The organism is Micromonospora sp. LOL_023, from assembly GCF_048060115.1.
Classification (GTDB): domain Bacteria; phylum Actinomycetota; class Actinomycetes; order Mycobacteriales; family Micromonosporaceae; genus Micromonospora_E.
In genome coordinates, this window is sequence record NZ_JBHMIM010000004.1 from 58,957 (window position 1) to 84,224 (window position 25,268).

30 protein-coding genes and 1 tRNA gene are annotated in these 25,268 nt (G+C 69.5%); 18 read left to right on the forward strand and 13 right to left on the reverse strand.

The window, feature by feature from the left end; all coding sequences use genetic code 11:
• Positions 1-28 precede the first annotated feature (28 nt).
• Complete coding sequence (locus ACFHVL_RS03470) at positions 29-406, forward strand: hypothetical protein (protein WP_416625460.1); 378 nt, start codon at positions 29-31, stop codon at positions 404-406.
• Between the two features lie 10 nt (positions 407-416).
• Here ACFHVL_RS03470 and ACFHVL_RS03475 read toward each other — a convergent pair whose 3' ends face one another.
• Positions 417-1,163 carry a helix-turn-helix domain-containing protein gene (locus ACFHVL_RS03475; protein WP_416625668.1) on the reverse strand — a complete coding sequence of 249 codons (747 nt, stop codon included), beginning with the start codon at positions 1,161-1,163 and terminating at the stop codon, positions 417-419.
• A 168-nt stretch (positions 1,164-1,331) separates the two neighbouring features.
• Between ACFHVL_RS03475 and ACFHVL_RS03480 the strand changes: the two genes are divergently transcribed.
• Complete coding sequence (locus ACFHVL_RS03480; RefSeq protein WP_416625462.1) at positions 1,332-1,829, forward strand: VOC family protein; 498 nt, start codon at positions 1,332-1,334, stop codon at positions 1,827-1,829.
• Between the two features lie 77 nt (positions 1,830-1,906).
• Here ACFHVL_RS03480 and ACFHVL_RS03485 read toward each other — a convergent pair whose 3' ends face one another.
• Positions 1,907-2,947 (reverse strand): alpha/beta hydrolase, encoded by a 1,041-nt coding sequence (locus ACFHVL_RS03485; protein WP_416625463.1) that lies wholly within the window; start codon positions 2,945-2,947, stop codon positions 1,907-1,909.
• Between the two features lie 252 nt (positions 2,948-3,199).
• Here ACFHVL_RS03485 and ACFHVL_RS03490 point away from each other — a divergent pair, with 252 nt between their 5' ends.
• A complete protein-coding gene (locus ACFHVL_RS03490) occupies positions 3,200-3,895 on the forward strand; it encodes a proteasome protein (RefSeq protein ID WP_416625465.1) in 696 nt (231 codons plus the stop codon).
• Between the two features lie 494 nt (positions 3,896-4,389).
• Here the strand turns inward: ACFHVL_RS03490 and ACFHVL_RS03495 are convergent, their stop codons facing one another.
• Complete coding sequence (locus ACFHVL_RS03495) at positions 4,390-4,638, reverse strand: hypothetical protein (RefSeq protein ID WP_416625467.1); 249 nt, start codon at positions 4,636-4,638, stop codon at positions 4,390-4,392.
• A 98-nt stretch (positions 4,639-4,736) separates the two neighbouring features.
• On the opposite strand from ACFHVL_RS03495, the gene ACFHVL_RS03500 reads away from it, so the two are divergent.
• Positions 4,737-4,949 carry a hypothetical protein gene (locus ACFHVL_RS03500; protein WP_123605664.1) on the forward strand — a complete coding sequence of 71 codons (213 nt, stop codon included), beginning with the start codon at positions 4,737-4,739 and terminating at the stop codon, positions 4,947-4,949.
• A 491-nt stretch (positions 4,950-5,440) separates the two neighbouring features.
• Here ACFHVL_RS03500 and ACFHVL_RS03505 read toward each other — a convergent pair whose 3' ends face one another.
• Entirely contained in the window at positions 5,441-6,001 is a 561-nt protein-coding gene (locus ACFHVL_RS03505) for a GNAT family N-acetyltransferase (protein WP_416625469.1), read from the reverse strand.
• Positions 6,001-6,825: a GntR family transcriptional regulator gene (locus ACFHVL_RS03510; protein WP_416625471.1), complete on the reverse strand. Its 825-nt coding sequence runs from the start codon at positions 6,823-6,825 to the stop codon at positions 6,001-6,003. The genes ACFHVL_RS03505 and ACFHVL_RS03510 overlap by 1 nt, the downstream gene beginning before the upstream one ends.
• A gap of 183 nt (positions 6,826-7,008) precedes the next feature.
• On the opposite strand from ACFHVL_RS03510, the gene ACFHVL_RS03515 reads away from it, so the two are divergent.
• The 9 genes from ACFHVL_RS03515 to ACFHVL_RS03555 all read left to right on the forward strand — a co-directional run bounded on the left by ACFHVL_RS03515 (position 7,009) and on the right by ACFHVL_RS03555 (position 14,328).
• On the forward strand, positions 7,009-7,338 hold the full coding sequence (locus tag ACFHVL_RS03515) for a hypothetical protein (protein ID WP_416625473.1): 330 nt from the start codon (positions 7,009-7,011) through the stop codon (positions 7,336-7,338).
• Positions 7,339-7,734: 396 nt separating this feature from the next.
• Positions 7,735-8,010: a hypothetical protein gene (locus ACFHVL_RS03520; protein ID WP_416625474.1), complete on the forward strand. Its 276-nt coding sequence runs from the start codon at positions 7,735-7,737 to the stop codon at positions 8,008-8,010.
• The gene (locus ACFHVL_RS03525; RefSeq protein ID WP_416625476.1) at positions 8,010-8,246 is read left to right on the forward strand and encodes a hypothetical protein; all 237 of its coding nucleotides are present in this window, start codon (positions 8,010-8,012) and stop codon (positions 8,244-8,246) included. The genes ACFHVL_RS03520 and ACFHVL_RS03525 overlap by 1 nt, the downstream gene beginning before the upstream one ends.
• A gap of 382 nt (positions 8,247-8,628) precedes the next feature.
• Entirely contained in the window at positions 8,629-9,717 is a 1,089-nt protein-coding gene (locus tag ACFHVL_RS03530; protein ID WP_416625670.1) for a cell division protein FtsK, read from the forward strand.
• Positions 9,714-10,622, forward strand: coding sequence for a hypothetical protein (locus tag ACFHVL_RS03535; protein WP_416625478.1), 909 nt, complete (start codon positions 9,714-9,716; stop codon positions 10,620-10,622). Before ACFHVL_RS03530 ends, ACFHVL_RS03535 begins: the two co-directional genes overlap by 4 nt.
• A gap of 157 nt (positions 10,623-10,779) precedes the next feature.
• Complete coding sequence (locus ACFHVL_RS03540) at positions 10,780-11,451, forward strand: GGDEF domain-containing protein (RefSeq protein WP_416625671.1); 672 nt, start codon at positions 10,780-10,782, stop codon at positions 11,449-11,451.
• 153 nt (positions 11,452-11,604) lie between these two features.
• Positions 11,605-12,897: a replication initiator gene (locus tag ACFHVL_RS03545; RefSeq protein WP_416625673.1), complete on the forward strand. Its 1,293-nt coding sequence runs from the start codon at positions 11,605-11,607 to the stop codon at positions 12,895-12,897.
• The gene (locus ACFHVL_RS03550) at positions 12,894-13,079 is read left to right on the forward strand and encodes a helix-turn-helix transcriptional regulator (RefSeq protein ID WP_416625480.1); all 186 of its coding nucleotides are present in this window, start codon (positions 12,894-12,896) and stop codon (positions 13,077-13,079) included. Before ACFHVL_RS03545 ends, ACFHVL_RS03550 begins: the two co-directional genes overlap by 4 nt.
• Position 13,080: 1 nt before the next feature.
• Positions 13,081-14,328, forward strand: a complete 1,248-nt coding sequence (locus tag ACFHVL_RS03555) for a tyrosine-type recombinase/integrase (protein ID WP_416625481.1) — start codon at positions 13,081-13,083, stop codon at positions 14,326-14,328.
• 64 nt (positions 14,329-14,392) lie between these two features.
• On the opposite strand, the gene ACFHVL_RS03560 is transcribed toward ACFHVL_RS03555, so the two are convergent.
• From ACFHVL_RS03560 to ACFHVL_RS03585, 6 genes are all read right to left on the reverse strand, one after another.
• A tRNA-Ala gene (locus ACFHVL_RS03560) sits at positions 14,393-14,466 on the reverse strand.
• A gap of 210 nt (positions 14,467-14,676) precedes the next feature.
• Positions 14,677-15,555, reverse strand: a complete 879-nt coding sequence (locus ACFHVL_RS03565) for a hypothetical protein (protein ID WP_416625483.1) — start codon at positions 15,553-15,555, stop codon at positions 14,677-14,679.
• 150 nt (positions 15,556-15,705) lie between these two features.
• Positions 15,706-16,347, reverse strand: a complete 642-nt coding sequence (locus ACFHVL_RS03570; protein ID WP_416625485.1) for a GNAT family N-acetyltransferase — start codon at positions 16,345-16,347, stop codon at positions 15,706-15,708.
• Positions 16,344-17,660, reverse strand: coding sequence for a gephyrin-like molybdotransferase Glp (gene glp / locus ACFHVL_RS03575; protein WP_416625487.1), 1,317 nt, complete (start codon positions 17,658-17,660; stop codon positions 16,344-16,346). The genes ACFHVL_RS03570 and glp overlap by 4 nt, the downstream gene beginning before the upstream one ends.
• Entirely contained in the window at positions 17,657-18,616 is a 960-nt protein-coding gene (locus ACFHVL_RS03580) for a UTP--glucose-1-phosphate uridylyltransferase (protein WP_416625489.1), read from the reverse strand. The genes glp and ACFHVL_RS03580 overlap by 4 nt, the downstream gene beginning before the upstream one ends.
• Before the next feature lie 9 nt (positions 18,617-18,625).
• Positions 18,626-21,031, reverse strand: a complete 2,406-nt coding sequence (locus tag ACFHVL_RS03585) for a diguanylate cyclase (protein WP_416625490.1) — start codon at positions 21,029-21,031, stop codon at positions 18,626-18,628.
• An 83-nt stretch (positions 21,032-21,114) separates the two neighbouring features.
• On the opposite strand from ACFHVL_RS03585, the gene ACFHVL_RS03590 reads away from it, so the two are divergent.
• Both ACFHVL_RS03590 and ACFHVL_RS03595 read left to right on the forward strand, forming a co-directional pair.
• Positions 21,115-21,780: a 5-formyltetrahydrofolate cyclo-ligase gene (locus tag ACFHVL_RS03590; RefSeq protein ID WP_416625492.1), complete on the forward strand. Its 666-nt coding sequence runs from the start codon at positions 21,115-21,117 to the stop codon at positions 21,778-21,780.
• Positions 21,781-21,879: 99 nt separating this feature from the next.
• Positions 21,880-22,281: an FmdB family zinc ribbon protein gene (locus tag ACFHVL_RS03595; RefSeq protein ID WP_416625494.1), complete on the forward strand. Its 402-nt coding sequence runs from the start codon at positions 21,880-21,882 to the stop codon at positions 22,279-22,281.
• A 61-nt stretch (positions 22,282-22,342) separates the two neighbouring features.
• Here ACFHVL_RS03595 and ACFHVL_RS03600 read toward each other — a convergent pair whose 3' ends face one another.
• Positions 22,343-22,525, reverse strand: a complete 183-nt coding sequence (locus tag ACFHVL_RS03600) for a hypothetical protein (RefSeq protein WP_416625496.1) — start codon at positions 22,523-22,525, stop codon at positions 22,343-22,345.
• A gap of 44 nt (positions 22,526-22,569) precedes the next feature.
• Between ACFHVL_RS03600 and ACFHVL_RS03605 the strand changes: the two genes are divergently transcribed.
• The 3 genes from ACFHVL_RS03605 (at position 22,570) to ACFHVL_RS03615 (ending at position 24,357) form a co-directional block, all read left to right on the forward strand.
• Positions 22,570-22,908, forward strand: coding sequence for a translation initiation factor 2 (locus ACFHVL_RS03605; protein ID WP_416625497.1), 339 nt, complete (start codon positions 22,570-22,572; stop codon positions 22,906-22,908).
• Positions 22,909-23,011: 103 nt separating this feature from the next.
• On the forward strand, positions 23,012-23,428 hold the full coding sequence (locus tag ACFHVL_RS03610; protein ID WP_416625499.1) for a Fur family transcriptional regulator: 417 nt from the start codon (positions 23,012-23,014) through the stop codon (positions 23,426-23,428).
• On the forward strand, positions 23,428-24,357 hold the full coding sequence (locus tag ACFHVL_RS03615) for an oxygenase MpaB family protein (protein WP_416625501.1): 930 nt from the start codon (positions 23,428-23,430) through the stop codon (positions 24,355-24,357). Before ACFHVL_RS03610 ends, ACFHVL_RS03615 begins: the two co-directional genes overlap by 1 nt.
• On the opposite strand, the gene ACFHVL_RS03620 is transcribed toward ACFHVL_RS03615, so the two are convergent.
• A complete protein-coding gene (locus ACFHVL_RS03620) occupies positions 24,320-25,174 on the reverse strand; it encodes a PD-(D/E)XK nuclease family protein (protein ID WP_416625675.1) in 855 nt (284 codons plus the stop codon). The two genes, ACFHVL_RS03615 and ACFHVL_RS03620, sit on opposite strands and share 38 nt — an antisense overlap.
• Positions 25,175-25,268: the final 94 nt, after the last annotated feature.

The following is a 25,268-nucleotide window of genomic DNA, read 5'->3' on the forward strand; positions in this document are numbered from 1 at the left end:
CGGCGCAACCTCAGGTTGGGAGGCCGGGATGCCGTTGCCGCGTTGGCTGGCCCGGATCAACAGGCGGGTCTTCAACCCGATGGAGATCCGGCGGGGCGTCCGCCCGGTGCTCATCCACGTGGGCAGATCATCTGGCCGGGCCTATCAGACTCCGCTTGACGCGCATCCGCTGCCGGACGGTTACCTGTTCACCCCGCTGTACGGGCCGCGTACCGACTGGGTGCGCAACGTGCTGGCCGCCGGGGAAGCGCGACTGGCCATCAACGGCGAGGAGAAGCAGCTCACGTCCCCTCGGATGGTCCGCAAGCAGGAGGTCTGGGCACTCCTACCCACCGGCACCAGGCCTCCCGCCGGCATCTCCGACGAATCCGAACTGCTTCGGATGGACGTACGCGACAGCGGCTGACGCGGCACCGTCAGGGCGAGGCCGCGTCCCGGCGGTAGACGCTCGGGGTGAAGTCGAGCACCGTACGGAACTCGGTGGCCAGATGCGCCTGGTCGGCGTAGCCGAGCTGCGCCGCCAGCGTCGCCAGGTCGGTGCCCGGTTCGGTACGCAGCAGTTGCGCGGCCTCCTGCAGCCGACGGCGGCGGATCATCGTCGACGGCGGCAGGCCGACGTAGCGGCGAGCCAGCCGCTGGACGGTCCGGGCCGATACGTGCAGCCGATCGGCGATGTCCTCGACCCGCAGCACCAGCGGGTCGGTGCCGACGAGTTCAGCCAGGTCGTTGGCGAGCAGCGCCTCCGGTCCAGGCGGCTCGATCGTCTCGGCGAGCCAACCGGCGAACGCAGCCACGGTCCGCGTGAGCCGCCCGGACTCGTCAGCCGGCTGGTCAACCGGAGCACGCATCGCGGCGGCCACCCGCGTGTGCAGGTCGGGCAGCTCCAAGATGCGGAAGGTGTCCCGCAGCAGCGACGGATCCGAGGTGAACGACGGCACCGCCGCCGGGCGCAGCAGGGCACCGACCGCCCACCCGGTTCCGGTCAGATCCCGGTACGACCGGCGCGTCGTCGGGCCGACCAGCTCCACTGCGTCCGGTCCGACGACCAGGTTGCAGGCCGGGAACGCGATGACCTGCTGGCGCGACGTCCGGCCCGGCGCGATCCGCCACTGTGGGATCCAGAACCAGCGGACCAGCGACGCGACCTTCTCCGGCGGCGGCAGCCGGGCGAAGGTCGGCAGCCGGGCCGGGTACAGGATGCCGCGATGCTCCGCGCTCACGACCGTCAGGCTACGGCCCGCGCCGCCGAACGGCTGGCCGTCGAGCGGGCGGCTGGCTGGCTGTCGCGAATCTCCAAGCCACCGCGGGCGGGCCGGCCTAGGGTCGCAACCATGACCGACACGATCCAGGCCGCCGACGGCCAACACACCACCAACGGTACGCCGATCGGCGTCACCAGCCTGACCCCGTTTCTGGCGATCGTCGACGCGCGCGGCGCGATCGCCTTCTACCGGGACGTGTTCGCCGCCCGGGTGGTGGACGTGACGGAGATCGGTGGTGCCGTGGTGCACGCCGTGCTCGACTTCGGCAACGGCCAGTTGCAGCTCGGCGAGCCGTCGCCCGCGTACGGCCTGGTCGCCGGGCCGGCCGGCGACGACGACTGCTATTCGATGGGGTTGTACTGCCCGGACGTCGACGCGACGCTCGCCCGGGCGGTCGCGGCCGGCGCGACGGTACGGGAACCGGCGGCGACGTTCGTCTCCGGTGACCGCTTCGCCAGCATCCGGGACCCGTTCGGGGTCCGCTGGTCGATCATGACCCGGGTCGAGGACCTCTCCGAGGCCGAGAGCGCCCGACGGGTCGCCGAGTGGGCCGCCCAGCAGAGCTGACGCCAGACTCTCGATCGACCGAGAACCTCCTTGAGGGAGGTCGTGCCCCATTCCTGCCAAAATGGGACATCACCCGCTCAGCGGACCGGCGAGACCACCGACCGCGTGTGCGCGAGGGCCCACCGGTTGATGAGCGCGTTGGTCAGCGGCGCATTACGCTGCAGAGCGAGGTCGTGCCCGGCGTTGCGGATCAGCACCGCGTCAACAGTGACGGCTGCGGCGAACGTCTGCCGCTGCACCGGCGCGAAGTCGGCGGGGTCACTCCCCCTGAAGAGATAGTCGGCTTCACCGACGACGACGAGGACGGGCACTCGGACCGCACTCGCAAAAGACTGCGTCGCCAACTCCTGCGCGAAGCCGGGAACCTCTGCTGCGGTAGTGGTCGCCTTGGTCCGCTCGTCCGCAGCCAGCGTCGCCGGGTCGGTGTTGGGAAGGTGGTAGAAGAACTGGCGGGTGTTCGGCTTCGTGGTGAGATAGCCCTCGGGCAGTTTTCGGCCCGTCAGGACGGGATCGGTGGCGGCTGGGACGAGTTCGGGGAACCCCTCAAAGGAGGGCGCCGTCCGGCGGTACATGAAACCAGTGATCGCCAGCGCGTCGACGCTGCCCGACTCGGCGGCCACTCCGGCGGCGACCACACTGCCGTACGAGTGGCCGACCAGCACAATTGGTAGCTTCGGGTAGCTACGGTCGATCTTGTCGACGAACCGGTCGAGAGAGATCACGTGCACTGCGGTGGTGATGGCGGCAGCCGGCGGCTTCGACGATCCGCCGGTCCCCACCCGGTCGAGGGCAATCGCCACCCACCCCTCCCGAGCCGCCTGCCGTGCCTGCGACACCACCCCGCGACTCGTTCCGAGGTCGAAATAGTGGTGGTCGTAGGTGGCGCCCGGCACGAAGATCTGCACGCCACGTGCGGGCCGGGTGGGGGTGTACCGCTCGGCATGGATGCTGGCCGCCGCCACGCCGTCCACCCCGACCGGCACCCGGACGGTCAGGTCGTCGTGATGCCAGCCCCCTTGGCCGGCTTGCGCGGCGCCGGGCGCGACGGTGGCCGCGCCGACCAGCGTGGCGCCGATCGCGACCGTGGCCACCAACCGGCGGAAGTTTAGTTGTCGCACCTGTTCTCCTCCTCAGGACCGCGAAGCGCGCGGGTCGTGAGGCAATCGTCCGATCGGGACTGGCGAGCGTCCAATACCAAATTGATCCGGTCTGATACCGGCCGAGTATCGCCGCGCACAACGACTCTGCGGGCCAATGCCCAACGCGCGCGGCGCGGGCAGGAGGGACTCTCGTGCGCGGCGCCGGTCGGTGTGTAGACAGGCGGCATGCCGGGTACCTCTCGCCCGACCCCGTACCCCCAGGAGGACGCCATGACCGTCGTACTCGCCGCTGTCTGCAGCGACGGGGTGGTGATCGGCGCGGACTCCCAGATCACCGACAGCGACCGCGGTCTGAGCTTCCCTGCCCAGAAGCTGCACCCGCTGGGCTCCTGCGCCGCCTGGGGCGGCAGCGGCGCGCGGGGAGTACTCAGCGACCTGCGCCCTCTGCTCCAGGACTGCGCCACCGCCATCCTTGAAGCACCCGACATCGGCGACGAGTTGCAGGAACGCGTCCTGCCCATCTTCAAGAAGCACTACGAGAACTACATCCCGGACGTACCCGGCGAGGACGACGGCGGTGGGGTGTCGGCGTACCTGCTCGCGGCCGGCTACAGCCAGGGCGGGCCGTGGATCGTGGAGATCAACCCCAACGGGCTCATCGGCCGCTACGAGGACGTGGGTTTCCACGCCATCGGCTCTGGCGCACCCATGGCCCAGCAGGCCGGCGCGCTGCTGTCCCACTTCCGGATGACCACGCGCACGGTCGAGTACGGCGTGGTGGGCGTGGTGCGGGTGCTGGAGGCGCTGGATCGGACCTCGCCGTCGGTCGGCGGGCCGTTCAGCGTCGCGTGCATCCGCGAGGAGGGTGCTCACCACCTCGACGAGAAGGAGATCGTTGAGGCGCTGAAGGACGCCCAGCGCTGGCGCGACCTCGAACAGGAAGCGCTCGACCGGCTGTTCGGCTGACGCCGGCGGTTGATCGGCGCCGACTGGATTCATCGCCGGTCGCGCAGGCTTGGGCAACGCGGAAACTCCCAGTCGCAAACGAGATCCACATCTCGCCCTTGGTCCTACCCAGCTCAGTTGACTGGGCACAAGGTGGCGAACGCGGAGAGGCGGCAGGGCTGGTTGCGGTAAGCCACTGCTGCACAGCCTCGAAAAGGTCGTTTCCCGCTGGCGGAAACGGCCTTTGAACTGGGTGGAGCTGAGGGGATTCGAACCCCTAATGCCGGCAGTCGGCTAGAGGTCATCCCAAATCGGGCAGATCTGGCCGTTGACCAGGGCGGAAAGCCTCAGCACCTGCCGACGTTTTACACCCGTTATCGAGCTTGGTTGTGCCGGATCTGTGCCCGATGATCATGCCCACGACATCGAAGATTACCGACTCCTTGCTGTCCGGCTGGGACGCGGCGACCCCCGGACCGGTGCTGTCTCGGGGGTCGCCGGAGTGTGCGGGAGAGTCAGTCATCGTCGAGGGTGCGGCGTGCTCCGGCCGCCTCGATCTGCTCGGCGGTGACCGGCTGCCCGCCGTTGGCCTCGAACGCGTCCACCAGGTCGGCGAGGATCTTCGTTGCTCCGCTCTCGCCGTGTTCGGCTTTCAGGTCTTCCCACGACCAGCGCAGGGTGAGGCCGACGTCTGCGGGCTCGTCGATGTGGCATTCGCGACTGTGGTCGGGGTTGAGCCAACGCTGGTCGTCCATCGAGGTCATGCGACTACTCACTCTCTGGTGTCGTGACGTGACCACCACAGGGTGAAGCATCTACAGACCCAGGTCAACAACCTGGGTCCCTGCCTACGGTCAGCCGAGTGGAGGTCGATCCCGCCGACCTGGTCGGCGCAGCCGAACTGCGCACGATGCTGGGCACACCCGACCGGCCGATGTCGAAACAGCGCGCGTGGGTCATCAGCCGTTCGAAGGGCTTCCCCGACCCGGTCGCCGTGCTCGGCCAAGGCCCGATCTGGTTGCGGTCCGAGGTCGCTGCGTGGATCAGCCGCAATCGGCCCTGGCAGAACGACTGACTCCAGTCGGCTTTCGTGTCACGAGCCTTGACCTCGGCGGACACCACCACCGCAGCGCTTTTGACTTGACCTCAACCGCTGCGGACGCGGCTCGGGGCGCCTGGGCCGACCACGACGGCCGCCTCCCCCGCGCCGGTGCTGGTTTTGATCTGGCCTGGGCTACGGCTCAAGGCTGGCACGGGGGGTCCCCTGCTCGTCCCCGGCGGACACTGCCCCCATGCTTGGGGCTTGTCGGTCGTTCCTTGCGGGTCATTCTCGGGCGCTGAGCGACGGCGGTGATCGGGTTAACGTCTACCCTGCTGCGCCGTGTGCGCCGGGGCGTGACCGGCCGCCAGGCCGCACGCGCGCCCCGGCGCAACACGGCGGCGGGCCGAAGGCCCGCCCTTGAACAAGTAAAGAAAGTTTGAACACACTACGCCTTAGCCATAGCGAAACCAGCTCAGGCGAGGTCGACACCACGCCAAGAAACCGACATGCCCATTCGACGACGGTCAGGAGGGGGAATACAAGGTTCCGGCTGGTCGTTGGTAGAGGGCACCGGAGCCACGTGTATAGGGCCGACCTTGATCGTCAATTGTCTTCACCAATGTGTTGACGCGATCGAACCCGCGTGCTTCGTAGTACTGCTGAAGGTCCAGGTTGTCACGGTGACAGTCCAGCCTCAACCAGAGGCCGTCACCGGCGCTTGCGCGCATGCTTGCCCAGTCGAGAATTCTTGAGCCAATGTCTCGACCGGACCATGTTCGGCGTACTGCTATCCGGAAGATGTACAGCGAGCGGTCCGGTCCGCCCGGCCACCCTTCGGCATAGTCGGGATCAGCGATGTTCGTCAGGCTGAAGGTTGCGATTGGCTTACTGTGAGCTCTGACCAGCCATGTCCGACCTTCGCTGACGTACTTCGATATTCGGCTCATTCGCCAGTCGTTCGCATCTGAGAATCGGTCAGGCCACTGGCGGATCGATCTACTCTTCAACCACGCCGCTGCCTCGTCCAGAGCGCCCAGCACAGTTGGCAAGTCGCTGGCCGTGGCCTGATGAAAACTGAGGAGCATCATTCCTCCTCGCCTGGTTCTGGCCGCTGCTCAGGCACGTCCAGGTCGTACCGCAGCTTCTGCCTGTCCCCTGCAAATACGCTTACCAACACACGGACCCGGCGGCCAGATACATCGATGCCGACGCGAGCATGTTGACCAACAGGTGTTCCCGGCTGCACATTCAGAAGGCTGGCCTCATCTGGTGACGGCATTCTGACCTGGATTTCGTCTTGAAACCTGACCTGCCGAAAGCCAAGTGCCCGGTAGATTCCGCCCGGATACACCACGTTGGCCTCTTGCAAGAGCGGTGCCACCCCGTCGATTTCCATGCGTGCGATGTCGACCGGAGTCCAAGTGTCCGCAATCATCGCGAGTTGCTCAGGGATGCCAGGCCTGGCTACGTAGCGCAGTCGCCTGCGTCGGACAAGCCGGCTTCCTCCCTCACAGTCAAGGTATCGCGCTACGTCATCTGGAGCGGCTAGCTCGGCTACGCCTGCGACGACCTGCCTGGTCGCCCATCCCTCGGCCTGGGCGTCAGCCTCCCACTGATCAACCCGGTTTACCGGATCGTCCGCGTAGGCACCCAACTCGAACCGAGACAGGTTCCAGGACACCAGCTCTCGGCGACGGACCTGCCGGCCAAGACTGCCCGCCCCTCCAGTGATCAAGCCGTCCTGCTCCAACCGAGCCATGGCTGAACGGACGGTCGCTCGGCTGAATCCGTGCTGGGCAGCAAGATCAAACTCTGTGGGTATGCGATCGCCAGGCTTGAGTTTTCCCTGGTCAATCTGGCTCCGAAGATCATCATGAACGATCTCCCATCGAGCCCTACTCCTTGCCATGTGGGTCTCCCTTCCAAGGTTGGTCAGTACTGATCGTACAGAGCCCTTGCGGATCACGCTCTCTGTACGTACAGTACTGACTGACCGGTTCGACCGGATGGTGGGCCAGGAGCCCAGGTACTCAGCTAGTGCAGGCACGACGCAGGCGCGACGAAGACAACTGATGAAGGAGAACGAGGTCAGATGCGGAACATCCCGGTGAACTTGGGTGGCTACAAGCTGCGGGTGGTCGAGGAGCCGTCTGTCAAGGCGGATCAGGACGGGAAGGTCATCACGGCGTACGGCACGAACGACCCGCTGTACACGGTGGCGGTGTTCGCGAAGCCTCTCGCCACGGAGGACGGCTACCGGGGCAAGGGCGAGGAGCTGAAGATCACGCTCTCGTTCGATCCGGGCACGGTCGAGGAGGGCGAGCTGGTGGAGCTGATCGCACCCACCGTGTCGCACTGGGAGCGGGACGGACGGTCCGGCCTGACCTGGAAGGCGCAGGGCCTCAAGCCGGTCAGCGCGTAAAGACATCGGCCCTGCCCCTTCCGGTGGGCGACCCGTTCGAGTCGGGTCGGGGCACTTTCGCCGGGAATTGGTCTGCGATGGCTTTACCCCCGGACAGCTTGTTCATTGATAACTCCACAGTGGTTCATTCTTGCCAGAAATAGGCGCAATGCCGCCATTCGCGTATGAAAGGAGGTGGCTATGTCGAACTCTGAGCTGATCCTGGCTGGGTTGCTTCTTCTGTCGGTTGCGCTGAACGTCGGGCTGATCCGTCGGGAAGGGCGTCGCTGGCGTCGGGTGTGGCGTCTGAGCGGTCGGGAGTAGTTGCCATGCGGTGGATTTTGCCCACCCTTCGGAGATCGTTTTCCGGATGCGTTGTGCCCACCAAAGGGAAGACCAACTTGAGAGGAGAGGCGTATGGATTGGGTTCCAGAGGCCGTGAAGATGCTGACGGGCCGTGGCCGGTATGAGGCATTGATGGGCAACGTTCACGGCTTGGCAATGCTGCTGGACGGGTCGAAGAGCCTGATCGACTCGTGTGAGCCGCCGCCGGGAGCGGTGTATCAGTACGCGGCAAGGGTCGAGGACCTGGAGGACGCACACAAGCAGGCGGTGGAGACGCTGCGGGCGTTTCACCTGCGAGTGAAGACGTTCGAAGCCGACTTGGTCGCAAAGCCTTGGAAGGTGAATTGATGTCGTACCGGGTTACCGATACGTATGACGCGATCGATAAGGCAATGCGCATTATGCGCGGCTCGATGAGGGGCATGCCGCAACGGTCGCGGTACATGCGGCAGTACGACGATCTTCGCCGGGCGGTTGCGGTGCTGCTGATCCTGCTCGAAGAGGCCAGCCCTTGGCTGGAAGAAACACGGGACGCGGAGAAGGCCACGACCCGCGCGAGGCAGATGTTCAACGCCGTCCGCTGATCGGCAGTTGTTCGACGGGAAGGCCCGGGTTGGCGATCCGATCCGGGCCTTCCCTTGTCCCGAAAACACTTGCAACGGAATTGCATACGAACTGATGAGGTAGGTGCGGGAGATGGGTAAGCGTACTCAGGGTTGGGAGTGGCGGGTCGCGGGGTGGGCCGCTCGGCATCCGGGTTTCGTGGCTGCGCCGGCCGCTCTGGCTGCTGGTGTGGTCGAGCTCGGAGCGATGACTACCGGTGGTGTGGTGGCGGGTGCGGTGGCCGCCGGTGTGGGTTGGTACCGGGGTCACCCGGAGTCGTGGTCACGCGTGGCGGCTCCCCAGCTTCGGGCGGTACGTCGCCGTTGGCTGTCGCGGACCTACCTCGGTCCGTGGTGGAGTCGGGTGACCGAGGCGTGCAACCTGGTCACGGTGCACCGGACGACGGGTGTGATCAACGTTCCCCGGATCGTGCGGGTGCGGTCGCACTCTCCGTCAACCGAAACGGTGTACGTGCGGCTGCTGCTCGGGCAGACGCCGAAGATGTGGGAGGAAGCCGCCGAGGCCCTGGCCGCCGCGCTGGGGGCTGAGCGGGTCGGCGTCGAGCGGGTCCGTCCGCAGGTGATCGCGTTGATCGTGCAGCGGTCGGAGCCGTTCACGGAGTCGATCATCCCGCCGGACATCCTTGCCGATTCCGACGCGGTGGACCTGTTGCGGGTGTACCTGGGTGAGACCGAGCACGGATCTGACTGGTACGCGCCGTTGCTCGGCCAACACTGGCTGGTCGGCGGGGCCACCGGCTCGGGAAAGAACTCCGTGACCTGGATGGCGCTGCGGGCCTGCGCGCCGCTGATCCGTGACGGACTGGTGCGCCTGCACGTGGTTAACCCCAAGGGCACGGAACTCAACGCCCTTCAGCCGGTGTGCTACCGGTACGCCGAGACGGACGCGGACATCGTGGAGGTCATCCAGGGCTTCTGGGCCACGATGCAGGCCCGTAAGAAGGTCTTGGCTGAGCAGGGCCGGCGGACCTTCATGATGTCACGGGAAACGCCGCTGGATCTCCTGGTCATCGATGAGTTGGGCGCGGTGACCGGGTACGGGGATCGGTCGCTGACCAAGGGCGCTCAGGCCGCGTTGCCGCTGATCCTGTCCCAGGCTCGGGCGCTGGGTGGCAGCGTGATCGGTGCGCTCCAGGAACCCACCAAGGACGTGATCCCGCAGCGTGACCTGTTCTCCCTGCGGGTGTGCCTGCGGGCGACCTCGGCCGGGCACGTGGACATGGTCCTAGGTGAGGACATGCGGCGTCGGGGCGCTCTGGCCGACGAGATCCCGAACGTACCGGACTCCGCCGGGATCGGCTTCGTCGTCAAGCAGCGCTCACGCACCCCGGTGCGGGTCCGGGCGGCTTACTGCGATGACTCCGACATTGCCGACTTGGTGCGGGTCGCCGGCTGGCCGGTGTCCGAGCTGGCGACCGTGGGAAAGCGGTGAGCGACGTGCGGCAGGACGACAAGCCGGCTCGTGTGCCTCGGCCGGTCCGCAAGCTGAGCAAGCGTCTGGACGTGGCGCGGCAGCTTCACGACCTGGAGCAGGATGCCGCGCTGGACATCGTGGACATAGAACGGCTGCGGGTCTCCGTGACCCGGTCGTTGTGGGTCTTCCTAGCGGTCGGGTCGGTGTTCACCACCACCGGCGTTCAGGACTTCCTGGCCGGTCACCTGACCCCGGCCGACCCGGTGTGGTGGGGCTGCTGGGGTGTGGAGCCCTGCCTGGTCGGCATCCTCATCACGATCCTGCGATGGGAAGCCGCGATGATCGCACGCGGGATCGATATCGACTCGCGGGCGGTCGACTGGCTCAAGCGGTTCCTTCTCGGCTCCACGCTCGTCATGAACGTCGTGCCAGCATTGTTTCCCCGTGAAGGCGGGATCAGCGCGGGCATGCTCGCCGCACACATCATGGTCCCGGTCCTGGTGTTCTTCCTGGCCGAAGTCATGCCGATCGTGCAGGCCCGCTGCACCCAGGCACGCCGGGCCGTCACCCTCACCAGTGGGCAGGAGACTGCCTCGTCGACCACCGCCCACCGGGTCGAGTTCTCGGCCCCTCCGGTGGAAGCTCGGGCCGTCTCCGCGTCTGTGGTTCCACCACCGGTCACCCCGGTCGAGCGCCTGGCCGTCCCGGCCGATACCCCGGCTCTGGTCCCGGCTGCTGCCGTGGAGCTGGACGGGCTGGGCATCCCTGTCGGGATGCAGCAGCAGATCGGGCAACTCATCGCGGATTCAACCGCTCCGTTGACGGCGGTCGACATCCAACGCGCCACGCGTCTGCCGCTGCCGATCGCGACGCGGGTGGTCGACCGGCTTACCCCGGTCACCACAAACGGCTACGCGCACTGACCAGGTACTCAACCGGCTTTCCCGGCCCTGCCGCGCTCGATCCTGCGGGCGCGGCAGGCCTACCCCCCCCCCGTTCCTCTGTTCGGCCCGATCGAAGTGGAGACGTACCGTGTCCCGTTCGCTGTCCCTGCCGCTGCTCACGGTCCAGTCCAAGACGTTGGTGAGCGTCGTTCTCGCGGTCGGTCTTCTCCTGGCCGTTGCCCTCGTCCTGGCGTGCTGGAACCGGTACCGGCGGACCGCGCACCGCTTGACCGCGCTGCACTGCGAGCTAGCCGCGCTCCGGTGGGCCGTTCTGCGTGACCCGTTGACCGGCCTGGCCAACCGGCCCGGACTCGTCCAGGCGTGGACGCAGCTCGCCCCAGCCCGGCCCCACCTCGCGGTGATCGACCTCGACGGCTTCAAACCCATCAACGACACCCACGGCCACGCCGCAGGCGACATCGTGCTGACCACTGTCGCTGACCGCCTCCGCACGGTCAACGGAGTAGCGGCCCGACTCGGTGGAGACGAGTTCGCCGCCTTCATCCACGGCCCCGACCCGGCCGGCGTCGCTCACCGACTCGCAAAAGCGATCGCCACCCCGATCCCGCTGCCCACCGGTACCAAGGTCGTGGTCACGGCCAGTATCGGCCTTGCGCCCACCACAGGAGACCTACCCGCCGCCCTCGCTGACGCTGACGCGGCGATGTACCGGGCGAAGACATCCCGCACCGGTGTGGCGATCTTCGACCCCCGCCGCGATGACCACACCACCCCGGCCACGACTACCCGGCCGCCGGTACGGGTTCGTGACCGCACCCCCGTGACGGTCACCAGCTACGCGGCCTGACCGTCACGTCTTTCCCCGCTCGCTCTGGCCCGCCGTGCTTCTTGTCCAGGGACACGGCGGGTCTGTCTCCGGAGGGATTCCATGTCAACACCACCCCACGCGCCTCGTCGCGTACACGACGGGCACGACGCTGAGGCCGCGCTGGCCCGGTGGATGCGGTCGCCGGCCTACAAGGAATGGCGGACCGGCGTCGAGAGCGTCAAGGGCTGCCTTCAACCGGTTCGTCTCGTCGGCAAGTGGGAGGTCCGCCATGTCGGCACCGGTGACCTGATCGCTGCTCGGCAGGGCCGGGTGTGGGCCTCCTGCGGCACCCGCCGGGCCGCTGTCTGTCCGACCTGCGCCGACCGGTACGCCGCTGACGCCTGGCACCTGATTCACGCGGGCATGTCCGGCGGCAAGGGCGTCCCGGACACCGTGGCCCGGTCCACCCGGCTGTTCGCCACCCTCACCGCTCCGTCCTTCGGCGCGGTCCACAACCGGCCTGGCAAGCGTCCCTGCTCCTGCGGACGCTGGCACCCCGAAGGGCACCCGCTCCTGGGTAGCCCGCTCGAACAGGAAACCTACGACTACACAGGCGCGGTGCTGTGGCAGGCACACAGCGGCCAACTCTGGCACCGGTTCACCATCGCCTTGCGCCGGGCGGTCGCCGCTGCCGGTGGCCTCACCGTCCGGGAATCCGGTGCACACCTGCGGATTTCCTACGCCAAGGTTGCTGAATACCAGCGGCGGGGCCTAGTCCACTTCCACGCCGTCATCCGCGCTGATGGCCCGTCCGGCCCTGACTCGTCGCCTCCGGTGTGGCTCACCCCCGATGTCCTGGCGGACGCGGTCCGTTCCGCGGCATCGTCCGTCCAGGTCGACACCGAACGTCCTGACGGGACAACGCTGACCCTCGGATGGGGTGCACAGGTCGACGTCAAGGACATCACCGCCACCGACCTCGACATTGACAGCGGGGACGACGACGGCGACCAGGTCGTGCGAGACACCCGGCTAGCCGGCTACATCGCCAAGTACGCCACCAAAGGCACCGGCGCGACGGAGACCGGAGACCGACGCATCCGCTCTCAGATGGACATCGACCGACTACCAATGTCCGCCCATCACCGAGCCATGATTCAAGCCGCGTGGGACCTCGGCGACCTGGACCAGTACACCGACCTCAAGCTCCGCCACTGGGCACACATGCTCGGCTTCCGGGGCCACTTCCTCACCAAGTCGCGGATCTACAGCACCACCTTCAAGAACCTTCGCGCAGAACGCCGAGAACACCAGCTACACACCGCGCTCGCCGAAGCCGGGCTACCCGCTGACGCTGACGTCCTGGTCGTCAACGACTGGCACATCCTCGGCATCGGCTACGACACCCGCGAACAAGTCGAACTCGCCGCCGCCATCGGTGACCGGATCCGATCGGCACGACAGACAAGGAAGGAGCCCCGATGAACGCCAACCCCTCCGAACGGCTCTGGAGCATCACCGACGTGTCGGCGTTCCTGCGCATCCCGGTCGGCACCCTCTACCAGTGGCGTCACCGCCGGATCGGCCCCCGTGCCTCCCGGATCGGCCGGCACCTGCGCTACGACCCCGCCGACGTGCGGGCATGGTTCAACCAGAAAGCAGCCTGACATGCCCATCGATGACCTGTGGTACCTGACCAAACGCGGGCCGGACAAGAAGCGGCTCCCCTCCAAGCGACACGGCCGGGGCAAACGCTGGCGGGTCCGCTACACCGACGCCGCTGGCGAATCCAGGGAGAAGCTGTTTGAGCGCAAGGTCGACGCGGAAGCCTTCGACCTGGAGGCCCGCGCCGGCATCGCGGAAGAGACCAAGGTCCACCAGGCGGAACGACAGGTGACCTTCCGTGAGTACGGCGAGCGGTGGCGGCTCTCGCGTCAGATTGGCCAAACTCTCGACTACCAGCGCCACACGGAGTCCCGCCTTCGGCACCATCTCTATCCGCACCTCGGCAAACGACAGGTGCGAACGATCACGGTCACGGACGTACTGGAGTGGGTAGCGCTCCTGCTGCGAAACAAGGTGGCGCAGGGCTCGGTCAAGACCTACTTCGACCTGTTCAACGCTGTAATGAACGCCGCTGTTGCGGACAAGGTCATCTCTGACAACCCGTGTAAGGCGGTACGGCTGTCCGCGATCCTGCGCGGCTTCTCGCGGGCACCGAAGTGGGTTCCGACCGATGAGGACATGCTCGCTCTGGTCGACGCTGTTCCCGACCGGTACCAGGCGGCCATCTGGTGCGGTGCCGGTGAAGGGCTGCGCCTGGGTGAAGTTCTCGGCCTGGAGGACGGCGTGCGGTGCGTCGACCGGCCTCGTCAGGAGCTGCACGTGGTTCAGCAGCTCCGCTTCCACAAGAGCCAGTACGGCGGGTTCTACCTGGCTCCTCCGAAGGCTGGATCAGCCGGTGACGTGGACCTCGATGACCATGTGGCGCTGGTGCTCGCCGAGCACGTCCGCAAGTACCCGCCCGCGTTGGTCGAGTTGCCCGACATCACTGCCGGAACTCCCGACCCAGGGAAGCAGGCGAAGCGCCGGACGGTCCCGCTGCTGTTCACCGACGAACAGGGCAGACCGATCCATGATCAGCGCTGGTCCGACCTGTGGCGTGGTTGGCGCAACGCGGCGGGCTGGCCCGAGGAAGGCACGTTCCACTCCCTGCGGCACTACTTCGCGACTCGCCTGATCACCTCGGGTGCCGACCCGACCGACGTGCAGAACGCCCTACGGCACTCCAGCCTGCGAATCACGCTGGAGATCTACGTGCACTGGTGGCCCAAGAAGAACCGCCGCCGAAACATCGTCAGCACGGCGCTTCGGGAGGCTGCGGGCAACCGCTCCGGGGTGGCGCTTCCCGGCTGACTTGTGCCGGATCTGTGCCAAACGATCAAGTACCAGCGTTGCCGCTGGTACTTGGGTGTATGGGTGGAGCTGAGGGGATTCGAACCCCTGACCCCCTCGATGCGAACGAGGTGCGCTACCGGACTGCGCCACAGCCCCCTGATCGGGACAGTCCCTGCCTGAGACCAGCAGTTGGACCGGCGACAAGGCTAACAGGTCGGCAACCTGCTGCGCGAATCCATCCCCGTACACCACCCAACGCCCACACCCACCAAGATCCCGACGATCTTGCAGTTATCGATGGACAATCGCGACAAAAGCGATCGATAACTGCAAGATCGTCGGGGAAGAGCCGGGGTGGAGGTGGGGTCAGGATCGGGGGGTGTCGTAGCTGCGGCCGGCTTCGTACGGCCGACCGCGCAGGCCACCCGTGCGGCGGTAGGAGACCGAACCGGCCACCCCGCCGCCGCTGGCCGCCGCCGGCAGGTCCCGGGGGCGGTCCAGACCCATCGCGGCCCGGCGCACCACCTCCCGCTGGGCGGCCAACCGGCGCTGCTGCTCGCGGCGGGCGGCGGCCCGGCGGGCCTGCTCCCGGCGTACCTCGGCCTGCCGGTCGGCCAGCCAGGCGGCCTCCCGGGCCCGCAGCCGGCGGCGACGCCGCTCGGCGACCGCCCGGTTGCGCAGGTGCACCAGGTACGCGGCGAGCAGCAGCCCGGTGACCACGAAGCTGATCCAGAATCCGGGGCCGACCACCACCACGCCGATCAGCTCGACCAGGTTCAGCAGCAGCAGCGCGGCGAACACCCGACGCCGGTGGACCACCGCCGGGGTGTGCCGGCGAGCTGGCGGTCGACGACGTCGCCCAGCGGCGGCGGGGACGAGTCGCAGCCGGCCGGACCGCCGGCCGCCGGCCGGACCGCCGGAGGAAGGGACCGCGGAGGTCGGCACGGCAGAGGCGGGCAGCGCCGAGACCGGTGCGGACGGGTCATTGAACGCTTCGGCCGCCGACGCCGTACCACCATCCGAACCGGCCCCGGCCCGCACGGTGAGCCGGCGGCCCGGTGGCGGATTCACCGGGTGCCTTCCGGGCACGGTGCGGCGACGGCGGCGGCGTTGCAGCACCCGCGCCGTCGACTGCGCCCGCTCCGCCACCAGGCGCTCGGTAGCGTCGTACCGGCGTACCAACGCCGGAGCGAGGGCGAGCAGCCCGGCGGCGGCGAGGACGGCGAGGAGCACCGAGGTCGGCACCCTCACCCCTCCCGTCAACCCGAGGCAACCAGCGACCCGCACGCGGAACATGAAGGCTTGATCGGTTGCCGTACCTTCTCGTCACTTGAGGTTACGGGCGTCCGACCAGGATCTTTGTACGCCGCGCCGAGGCGCTACCGGTGGTTGTGCTCAACGACGAGTGGCCTGCAGCCGCCGCCAGCGGGCCAGCAGTCCACCCTCTACCAGGACTTCTTCACTGGTCAGGGCGTATCCGATGTGGTCGCGCCAGGCACCGGCTATGTGCATGTACCGATGGTGGTAGGCCTCCTCACGGAAACCCAGCTTTTCCACTACTCGCCGTGACGGAGCGTTCTCGGGACGAATGTTGATCTCGATTCGGTGCAACCCGGCGACGGCGAACGCGTGGTCGACTGCCAGCGACAACGCCGTCGGAATCACTCCCCGGCCGGCCACCGCCGAGTCCACCCAGTAGCCGGCATAGCCGGAGCAGAACGCCCGGCGCACGATGTTGCCGATGTTCAGATGGCCGACGAGCCGCTCCACACCCGACTCGACCAGACAGACGGCGAACGGCAGGCTCTCCCCGCGCCGCGCCTGACGCCGCTGGTCGCGGTAGAGATAGCGGAACGCGTCCGGCGAGTTCAGCTCGTACCACGGGCCCGGCGGGGCCGACTCCCACGGCGCCAGCCACTGCTCGTTGCGCCGGCGCACCGCCGACCAGTCGGCGGCGTCACCGCGGCGGTACGGCCGCAGCCGCACCGGCCCGTCGGACAGCACCACCGGCCAGCCCAGCACACCGTCGCCCATCATCGTTGCCGGTCCAGCAACAGAACGTCGACGGTGGACCCGGCCGCCGCGGCGGTCACCCGCTCACCGAGCACCAGCAGCCCGTTCGCCTCGGCCAGCCCGGACAGCGTGAACGGGCCGCCGGGCAGCGGCTGCACCGTGTAGCCGCCGCCGCGCCGCTCGGCCACGTGCGCCGGCCGGAACTCCCGCAGTCCGCCAGGCGACGAGACGGTCTCCAGCAGGTGGGCGCGCACACTCGGTCGGAACACCGGCTCCGCACCGGCCAGCAGCTGAATCACCGGCCGGGCCAACACCTCGAACCCGATCAACGCCGAACCGGGCTCGCCGGGCAGGCAGACCACGGGCACCTCCTCGGCTCCGACCGTACCGAATCCCAAGGCCGTCCCGGGATAGAGCGCGACGTCGGTGAACTCGACCGGCCCCGCACGGCCGCCCTCGCGCCGCGAGAAGATCCGCCGGACCATGTCTCCCGGCCCGGTGCCGGTGCCACCGGTGGTGATGATGACGTCCGCGCGCATCGCCTGATCCTCGAGCAGCCCCCGCAGCCCCTCCGGATCGTCGTCGCAGATGCCCACCCGGTACGCGAGCGCGCCCACCTCGGCAACCGCCGCGGTGAGCGCGTGTGAGTTCGCGTCGACCACCTGCCCCGGTTGGCTGCTACGGCCCACGTCCACCAGTTCGTCGCCGGTGGCCACGATCACCACCCGCGGGCTCGGCCGCACCACCACGTGCCCGATACCGGTGGCGGCGAAGACCGCCACCATCGCCGGTGTCACGTAGGAGCCGGCGCTGGCCAGCACCGACCCGGCGGGCAGCTCGTCGCCGGCCCGGCGCAGCCCGAAGCCGCGCCGGGGCACCTGGAAGATCTCCACCGCCGCCATGCCCTGGTCGGTCCAGTCGATCGGCACCACCACGTCGGCGGTGATCGGCAGTGGCGCGCCGGCGGCCACCGAGAAGCAGGTACCCGGGGTGAGCCGGACCGGACGCCAACTCGCCGCCCCCAGATCACCGACGACGTTGAGCCGCACCGACCGGGGTGGCAGCGACGACGACCGGCTGACCGGAATCGCCTTGCTGCCCCGGCCGGCCGGTGCGATGTCGTCCCAGCGGGCCGCGTAGCCATCGATGGCGGCCTGGTCGAACGCCGGGAAGGCGTGCGGCGCCACGACATCCTCGGCCAGCAGGTTGCCGTGGGCCTGGGTGAGGTCGAGGTCGAGCGGCGGCAGCGGCCGAATCCTGCGCAGCACGCTGCCCAGGTAGTCGGCGAGCGGCGTCAACTCGTTGAAGGCCGCCTCGGCACCGGCCGTCGCGGTCATGTAGTGGGCACCCCGGGCCCATCGGCGACGAACTCCTTGAGCCAGGCGCGGAACTCGTCGCCGAGTCCTTCCCGCTGGCAGGCGATCTGCACCACGGCCTGCAGGTAGCCGAGCGGGGCACCGGTGTCGTAGCGGGTTCCCCGGTAGACGATGCCGTGCACCGGGGTGCCCTCGGCCAGCAGCGTCGCCATCGCGTCGGTCAACTGGATCTCGCCGCCGCTACCCGGCTTCGTCCGATTGATCGCCTCGAAGATGCTGGCCGGCAGCACGTAGCGGCCGAGCACCGCGAGGTTGCTCGGGGCCTCCTCGGCGGAGGGCTTCTCCACCAGCCCGGTCACCCGGACGATCTCGGCACCGTTCTGCACGGATTCGTCGGCGGGTTCGACCGAGGCGATGCCGTACCGCTTGGTTTCGGCCGGCGGCACCTCCATGAAGGCCAGCACGATCCCACCGGCCCGGGCCTGCAGATCGATCATGGCTGGCAGCAGCGGGTCCTCCTCGTCGACGAACTCGTCGCCGAGCAGCACCGCGAACGGCTGGTCGCCGATGTGGCTCTGCGCGCAGCCCACCGCGTGACCGAGGCCGAGCGGCTCGTGCTGACGGCAGGTGTAGATGTCGGCGAGTTCACTCGGTCGGCGGACGGCATCGAGCCGCGCCTGGTCGCCCTTGTCCGCGAGCCGGCCCTCCAGGTACGGCTGCCGGTCGAAGTGGTCGACCATCGAGGTCTTGCCGCGGCCGGTGATCAGCAGCACGTCGTCGATGCCGGCGGCCGCAGCCTCTTCGACGATGTACTGCAGGACGGGGCGGTCGACCAGCGGCAGCAGTTCCTTGGGAACGGCCTTCGTGGCGGGCAGGAACCGGGTGGCGAGCCCGGCGGCGGGGATGACCGCCTTCACCGCGCGTTGCGGCGCGCCTGCGGTGGGGGTCGTTGCTGGGGTGGCTGCATGCTCCGACATGCCGCGAGACTATCGGCCACGGCTCTGTCTCGGCGGGTGTGGCCCAAAAGACGCGCCGCCGCCCGGGGCGAGTCCGTCCTCCGGGCTGGCCTCGGGACCGGCGGCCGGCACCTTGGCGGCCAGCCCGGCCACCCTGCTGGCGACCCGGAATGTGTCGCGGCCAGCGGCTTTTGCCGCGTACAGCGCGTCGTCGGCCGCGTCGAGCACCTCCTCCCCGCCGATGGCGTGATCCGGGTAGACGGCCATCCCGATCGATACGGTCACCGAGACCGGGGCGGGCGCTCGCCGGCCGGAACCGAGATGCGGCTCGACCCGGATCGGGCTGTCGCGGACCGCGGCGCAGAGCCGCTCGGCGACGATGGCCGCGCCCCGAACGTCGGTCTCCGGCAGCAGCACGACGAACTCCTCGCCGCCCTGACGGAACGCCAGGTCGACTTCCCGGATCTCCGCCCGGACCCGCCGGGCGAACTCCACCAGTACGGTGTCACCCGCCGCGTGCCCGTACGTGTCGTTGATGTCCTTGAACCGGTCCAGGTCGAGCGCGAGTACGGCGAGCATCCGGCCGAACCGGGCGGCCCGCTCGATCTCCCGATGGATCGACTCCCGCAGGTGCCGGTAGTTCCACAATCCGGTGAGCGGGTCGGTCACCGACAGGCGCTCCGCCTCCTTGTGCATCCGTACGTTGTTGACGGCGACCGCCGCGTGCCCGGCGAAGGTACGCAGCGTGATCAGGTCGGCGTCGTCGAACTCGTCGCCGCCGAGCCGGTCGTAGACCGCCAGCACCCCGAACGCGGCCGGGGTGGCCGCGTGCCGCCGGCTGGTCCCGGGTGGCTGACGGCCGGTGCCGGGTTGGCCCGACTCGGCCGGATCGGCGGCGTACGCGGCACCGACGTCGTCGCTCCAGTTCGGTACGGAGAACGGCACCGCCACGTAGGTGCGGCAGGCCGGCTCGTACGCCGACAGTGCGGGACCGTCGCGGTCGATCCGCCCCCGCCTCGGTTGCCCGCTCAACGCGACGGTGCCGAGCAGTCCACTGCCGATCGGGACCTGCAGGGCGCCGACCGCGCCGGCCGGGCTCTCCGGGCTCGCCGGGGTGGCCGGGGTGGCCGGGGTGGCCGGGGTGCTGCCGGCGGGGAACGACGCCAGCCCGGCCGGCCCGGCGCTCGACGGCCCGGTTGGGGCGGCGTGCTGCTCCGACGACTGGCCGACCAGGACACCGGCCACTGGATCGAGCACCAGTACCGCGCCGTCGCGTGCCCCGGTAGCGGCCAATGCGGTCTGCAGGATCACCCGCAGGATCCGTTGCAGGTCGTGCGTACTCGACAGTGTGTCGCCCAGAATCGTCAACTGCCCCCGCAGCTGGTCCCGGCTCGCGGTGAGCGCTTGTACGTAGGCGTGCGACTCGCGCGTCATCCGGTTGAAGATGGTGGCCAGCTCGCTCACCTCGTCGGATCCACGCACCGGCACCCGGGCGGTCAGGTCGCCGTTCACCACTCGGCCGGCCGCGTCGGCGAGTTCGGCCAACGGCTGGGTGGTCGAACGGGCCAGCCACCAGGCCACGACGACCGCGAGCAGTCCAGCCAGAACCACCGTGGCCACCAGCACCGCGTACAGCCCGGACAGCTGGTCGCGTGGCGTCGACACGGCCAGCGGCAGTGGCTGACCGTGGCCGGCTCCGACTCGCCGGACGTACCGGCCGCTGTCGGTCGACTCGGTCTGACCGGCGGCCAGCCCGCGGGCGACCGACACCACACTGTCGCGTACCGACAGTGGTTCGGTGCTGTGTACCACCGCGGTCGCGGCGGTGTCACCGAACAGGGTGACCGCGACGCCACTGGCGGCGGCGAGTCTGGTCACGAAGGCGGCGTCCAGCAGCTTCGCGGCGGAGACCCGGCCGACCAACGCGCCGTCGGCGTCGCGGATCTCGACGTGCGCCGCGACGGCCGGCGGGTCGGCTGCCGACCGTGCGCCGGGCTGCCCGGCCGGCGGCGGCTGAGGCACGGCCGATCCGTCTGCCGGTCCGCCGTCCGCCGCCGCCCTGTCCGCCTCATCGGACCCGTCGGTGGTGCAACCGAGCCAGGGCAGCGGTGGCAGATCCCCGGTGACCGCGACCGGGGCACCGTCCGGACCGGTGACCTGGATGACGGAGGCCAGCCCACGGGCCACCACCTGGGATGCGGCGGCGTCGGCCTGCACCCGGTCGGGAATCACCGCGACCGCACCGGCGGCCGCCTCCAGTTGGGTGCACAGGGCGTTGATCGACGTACGGATGCTGACTGTTGCCAGATCGAGACGTTCCATCGACCGGCTCTGCTCGACGGCGGCTACCGTGGCCCCGACGAAGAACGCCCCGAGGAGAACCGGTCCGAGCACGACCAGGAGGAAAGCGGTGGTCAACCGTCCGCGCAGGGTCACGCTTCCCCCAGAGAATTTGCACCTGTTGGTGCGATGCTGACACAACTCGGATGGTCCGCAGCTGTTGCCACCAGGAGTGTTGAGTGTCGGATTTTCCCGATGGAGCGAACGCCGATGCATCGATCAAGGCCAGACTCCGTACCGACATTCTGGCGCGTCGACGCAAACTGACCACCGATCAGGTAGCTGCGGCCAACGAGCGCATCGTGGCCGGGCTGTACCGATTCATCGACTGGTGCGCTCCCCTGCTGGTCGCCGGCTATGCGCCGATCGGCACCGAGCCGGGTGGCAGCGACCTGCCGCAGCGACTCGCTGACCTGGTCGGCGGGCCGGACAGGGTGCTGCTGCCGATCCTGTTGCCCGACCGAGACCTGGGCTGGGCCCGGCTCGACGACGCCGGGCTCACCCGCTGCGGCGACGCGGGGCAGTTGTTGTCCCGCGGCGCGGCCGGGCTGCGGGAGCCGACCGGCCGACGGCTCGGCCCAGCGGCGATCGCCGACGCGGACCTGGTCGTGGTCCCGGCGCTGGCTGTCGATCTTCAAGGGGTACGGCTGGGGCGCGGCGGCGGTTCGTACGACCGGGCGCTGGCCCGCGTCCACCCCGGCGTTCCGGTCGTCGCGCTCGTCCACGACGGCGAGGTACTACCGGACCTGCCGGCGCAGGCGCACGACCGTCCGGTGACCGCGGTGCTCACTCCGGCCGGGCTGCGCTGGCTCGGCGACCACCGCGACGATCGGGCGACGTGGTGAGTAGTGCCTCCCTCCGCTGGACGAAGCGGGGTCCGATGACGCACCATTGGCACTCGAGTGGGTTGAGTGCCAGACACCCGGCCAAGTTCGGAGGAGACCGTGCCTACGTACCAGTACGCCTGCACCGCGTGCGGACACCAGATCGAGGCGGTGCAGGCCTTCACCGACGAGCCCTTGAGTGAGTGCCCGTCGTGCGAGGGCCGGCTGCGCAAGGTTTTCAACTCGGTGGGCATCGTCTTCAAGGGCTCCGGGTTCTACCGGACCGACTCGCGCAGCGGTGAGGGCAAGATCCCGGCCAACGGCGGCTCGGCGGCGGACAAGCCGGCGACGGAGAAGAAGGACGCCGCGACCGGCGGCTCGACCGGTGGCGGGACGACCTCGAACGCCGCAAGCTCCGGCGGCTCCGCCGGTGCCGGGTCGACCTCCGGCGGGTCTGCCAGCTCCGGTGGGTCCGCCAGCGGCAGCAAGGCGCCGGCGGGAGCCGGGTCCACCGGCAGCTGACGTTGCCGGCACCCACGCTCTCCGCCTAGGTGCGGCGGCGGTGGGCTCCCGCAGCGCGTGCTCAGCCCCAGTGCGGTGGGCGCTCGGCCAGCAACCACGCGTCGTTCGAATCGGCATGGTCCCCCCAGCCCCGATCGGTGTCGTCGCTGGTCTGCCCCGGCAGCAGCGGAGCGTCGTCGCTGAGGTCGACGACGCGATCGTCGTCGTGCCGGCCGTCCGGCCGGAAGGCGTCCACTTCCCGCACGGCCCCCAGGCTACCCGTCCGCCGCGTTGGTAGCGTCGTCGGTCGTGACCACAGATGACGGCGGCGCCGACGACCTGTACTGGCGACGGCCCGATCCGGCGACGCCGGAGCCCGACGGCGGCCGGGCCGGGCCGGAATTCGCCGGGCCGGGCCGAGCCGGGCCGAGCTATACCGGCCCCCCGGTCGGGACGCCACCGCCACCGGGCTGGCGGCCACCGCTGGTCGTCAACCCGGCCCCGCCGGGATCCCTGCCACCACAGGACCTCGCCGCCGTCGACGGCGAGGAGCGTAACGCCCGCACGGTGACGTACGGCGTCGGCATGATCGCGGCGGCGATCATGATCATCCTGACCTGTCTGCTCTGCTCCCGGGTGCTGTTCTGACCGGACCGGACCGCCGATCCGGACGATGGGCGCCGACGCGATAGCCGGGGCTCGATCCGCCGCCCGCCTTGTACCCGGCCGACCTGCGTGTTTCGATGGGAGAATGCCCGCCGAGGAGGAACTGCGCAGTCGGGGCCTGCGGGTCACCCGGCCGCGGCTCGCCGTGCTGGACGTGCTCGCCCAGGGCGGCCACCTCGGGGTGGACGAGATCGCCCGGCGGGTACGCGACCGGATCGGCGCGGTCTCCACCCAGGCGGTGTACGACGTACTCCACGCGTTGACCCAGGCTGGCCTGGCCCGCCGGATCGAGCCCGCTGGCGGCTCCACGCGATACGAGGCCCGCACCGGCGACAACCATCATCATGTCGTCTGCCGCGGCTGCGGGGCGGTCGGCGATGTCGACTGCGCCGTCGGCACCGCGCCGTGCCTGGAGCCCAGCGCCCGCCACGGCTTCGTCATCGACGAGGCGGAGGTCACCTTCTGGGGGTTGTGCCCCAGTTGCCAGCAGGGCTCCGCCTGATGACCGGCACCGACGCCGACGATGTCGGGCTGTTCGGGCCCGGTTCGGTCACCTGGCGGGTGCACGACGAGCCGATCCTCGTCCTCGCCGGCCTACGCAGCCTCTATCTGCAGGCGCTGCATCCGCTGGCGATAGCGGGCGTGGCGCAGAACTCGAACTACCGGGCCGATGCGTTCGGCCGGCTGATGCGCACCTCCACCTACGTGGCCACCACGGTGTGGGGCACCACCACGCAGGCGCAGACGGCCGCCGCGCGGATCCGCCGGCTGCATGCCCGGCTGCGGGCGACCGACCCGGCCACCGGCGCCGAGTTCCGCCTGGACGACCCCGATCTGCTGCGCTGGGTCCATGTCGCCGGCGTGGAGTCGTTCCTGGACACCGCGACCCGGGCCGGCCTCGCCCTGACCCCGGACGAGGTGGACCGCTACTACGCCGAGCAGCGGCACAGCGCGGCGCTGGTCGGTCTCGACCCCGGCACCGTCCCCGGCAGCGCGACCGAGATCGCCGAGTACTACCGGGCGGTCCGCCCGCAGCTGCGGGTGACCCGCGACGCCGCCGACACCGCCCTTTTCCTCACCGCGCCACCGGTGCCGGCGCAGCTCAGCCTGCCGTGGCGGGTCGCCATCGGCTTCGGGCCACCCCGGCTGGCGTACCTCGGTCTCGCGGCCACCGCCATCGGCCTGCTGCCGGCCTGGGCCCGGCGGATGTACGGCGGGCTGGGCCTGCCGGCGACCGACGTCTGTGCCGGGCTGTCGGCACGCGGGCTACGGCTGGCGCTGCGCGCCGTACCCCGTGACCTCGTGGATGGTCCGATCCGCAAGGCGGCGCGGGCCCGGGCCAGCGGTGCCGACCAACCATCCGGTACACGCGCGCCGGCCGACGACCCGCCGGTCACTGCGGCGGGGTACGGGGCTGCGGCGCGCCGTTGAGCAGCCGCTCCACCGCGGCCCACGGCTGCTGCTCGGGCTGCTGGCCGCCGGCCGGGCAGACCCGGCGGAAGTCACACCAGCCGCACAACGTCCCCGGGGCGGTCGGGAACGCGTCGTCCGGGTCGGCGCCGTCGGCGGTCGACCGCTGCGCCGCGCCGATGTCCCGCGCCGTCGCCTCGGCCCGTGCCACCTGCCGGTCGAGCGACTCCGCGGTGTGTTCGAAGGCGCTCACCGTGCCGCTCGGCAGGTGGTGCAGCTCGACCCGACGGCACGGCCGGCGAAACACCCGCTGGGCGGCGTACGCGTACAGCGCCAAGGCCAGTGAACCACGGGCGTCGTCCGTGGTCAGGCCGGCACGGCCGGTCTTGTAGTCGACGATCACCGCCTCGGCTCCGTCCGGACCCGACCGCGCGTCGATCCGGTCGGCCCGGCCGTTGAAGGCCAGCACCGACGTCTTCGCCGCGACCACCCGCTCGACGCCGAGTGGTTCGACCGTCGGGTCGAGTGAGCCGAGATACGCTTCCAACCACTGCAGCGCCTGCTGGTACGCGGTGCGCTCCTGCTCGTCGTCGCGGTAGCCCTCGCGGACCCAGGCACTCTTGAGCAGGGCAGCGACCCCCTCGGGACGGCGTTGCTCAGCGGGCCGGCTGAACCAGCCACGCAACGCGGTGTGCACGCTCGCGCCCAGCGAGTTGTGCGCCCACGGCGGGCCCTTGGGCGGCGCCGGCCGGTCCAGGTAGGTGTAGCGGTAGCGACGCGGGCAGTCGGTGAACGCCGCGAGCTTGCTCGGCGTGCAGACGAACAACCGCTCGGGCATGCCCGCGAAGCCGAGCTGCTCGGCGGCCGGGGTGGGCCGGGCAGCACCGGGACGCCGCTGGCCAGCTGGGGAGGAGGAGCTTGGCACGAGACCG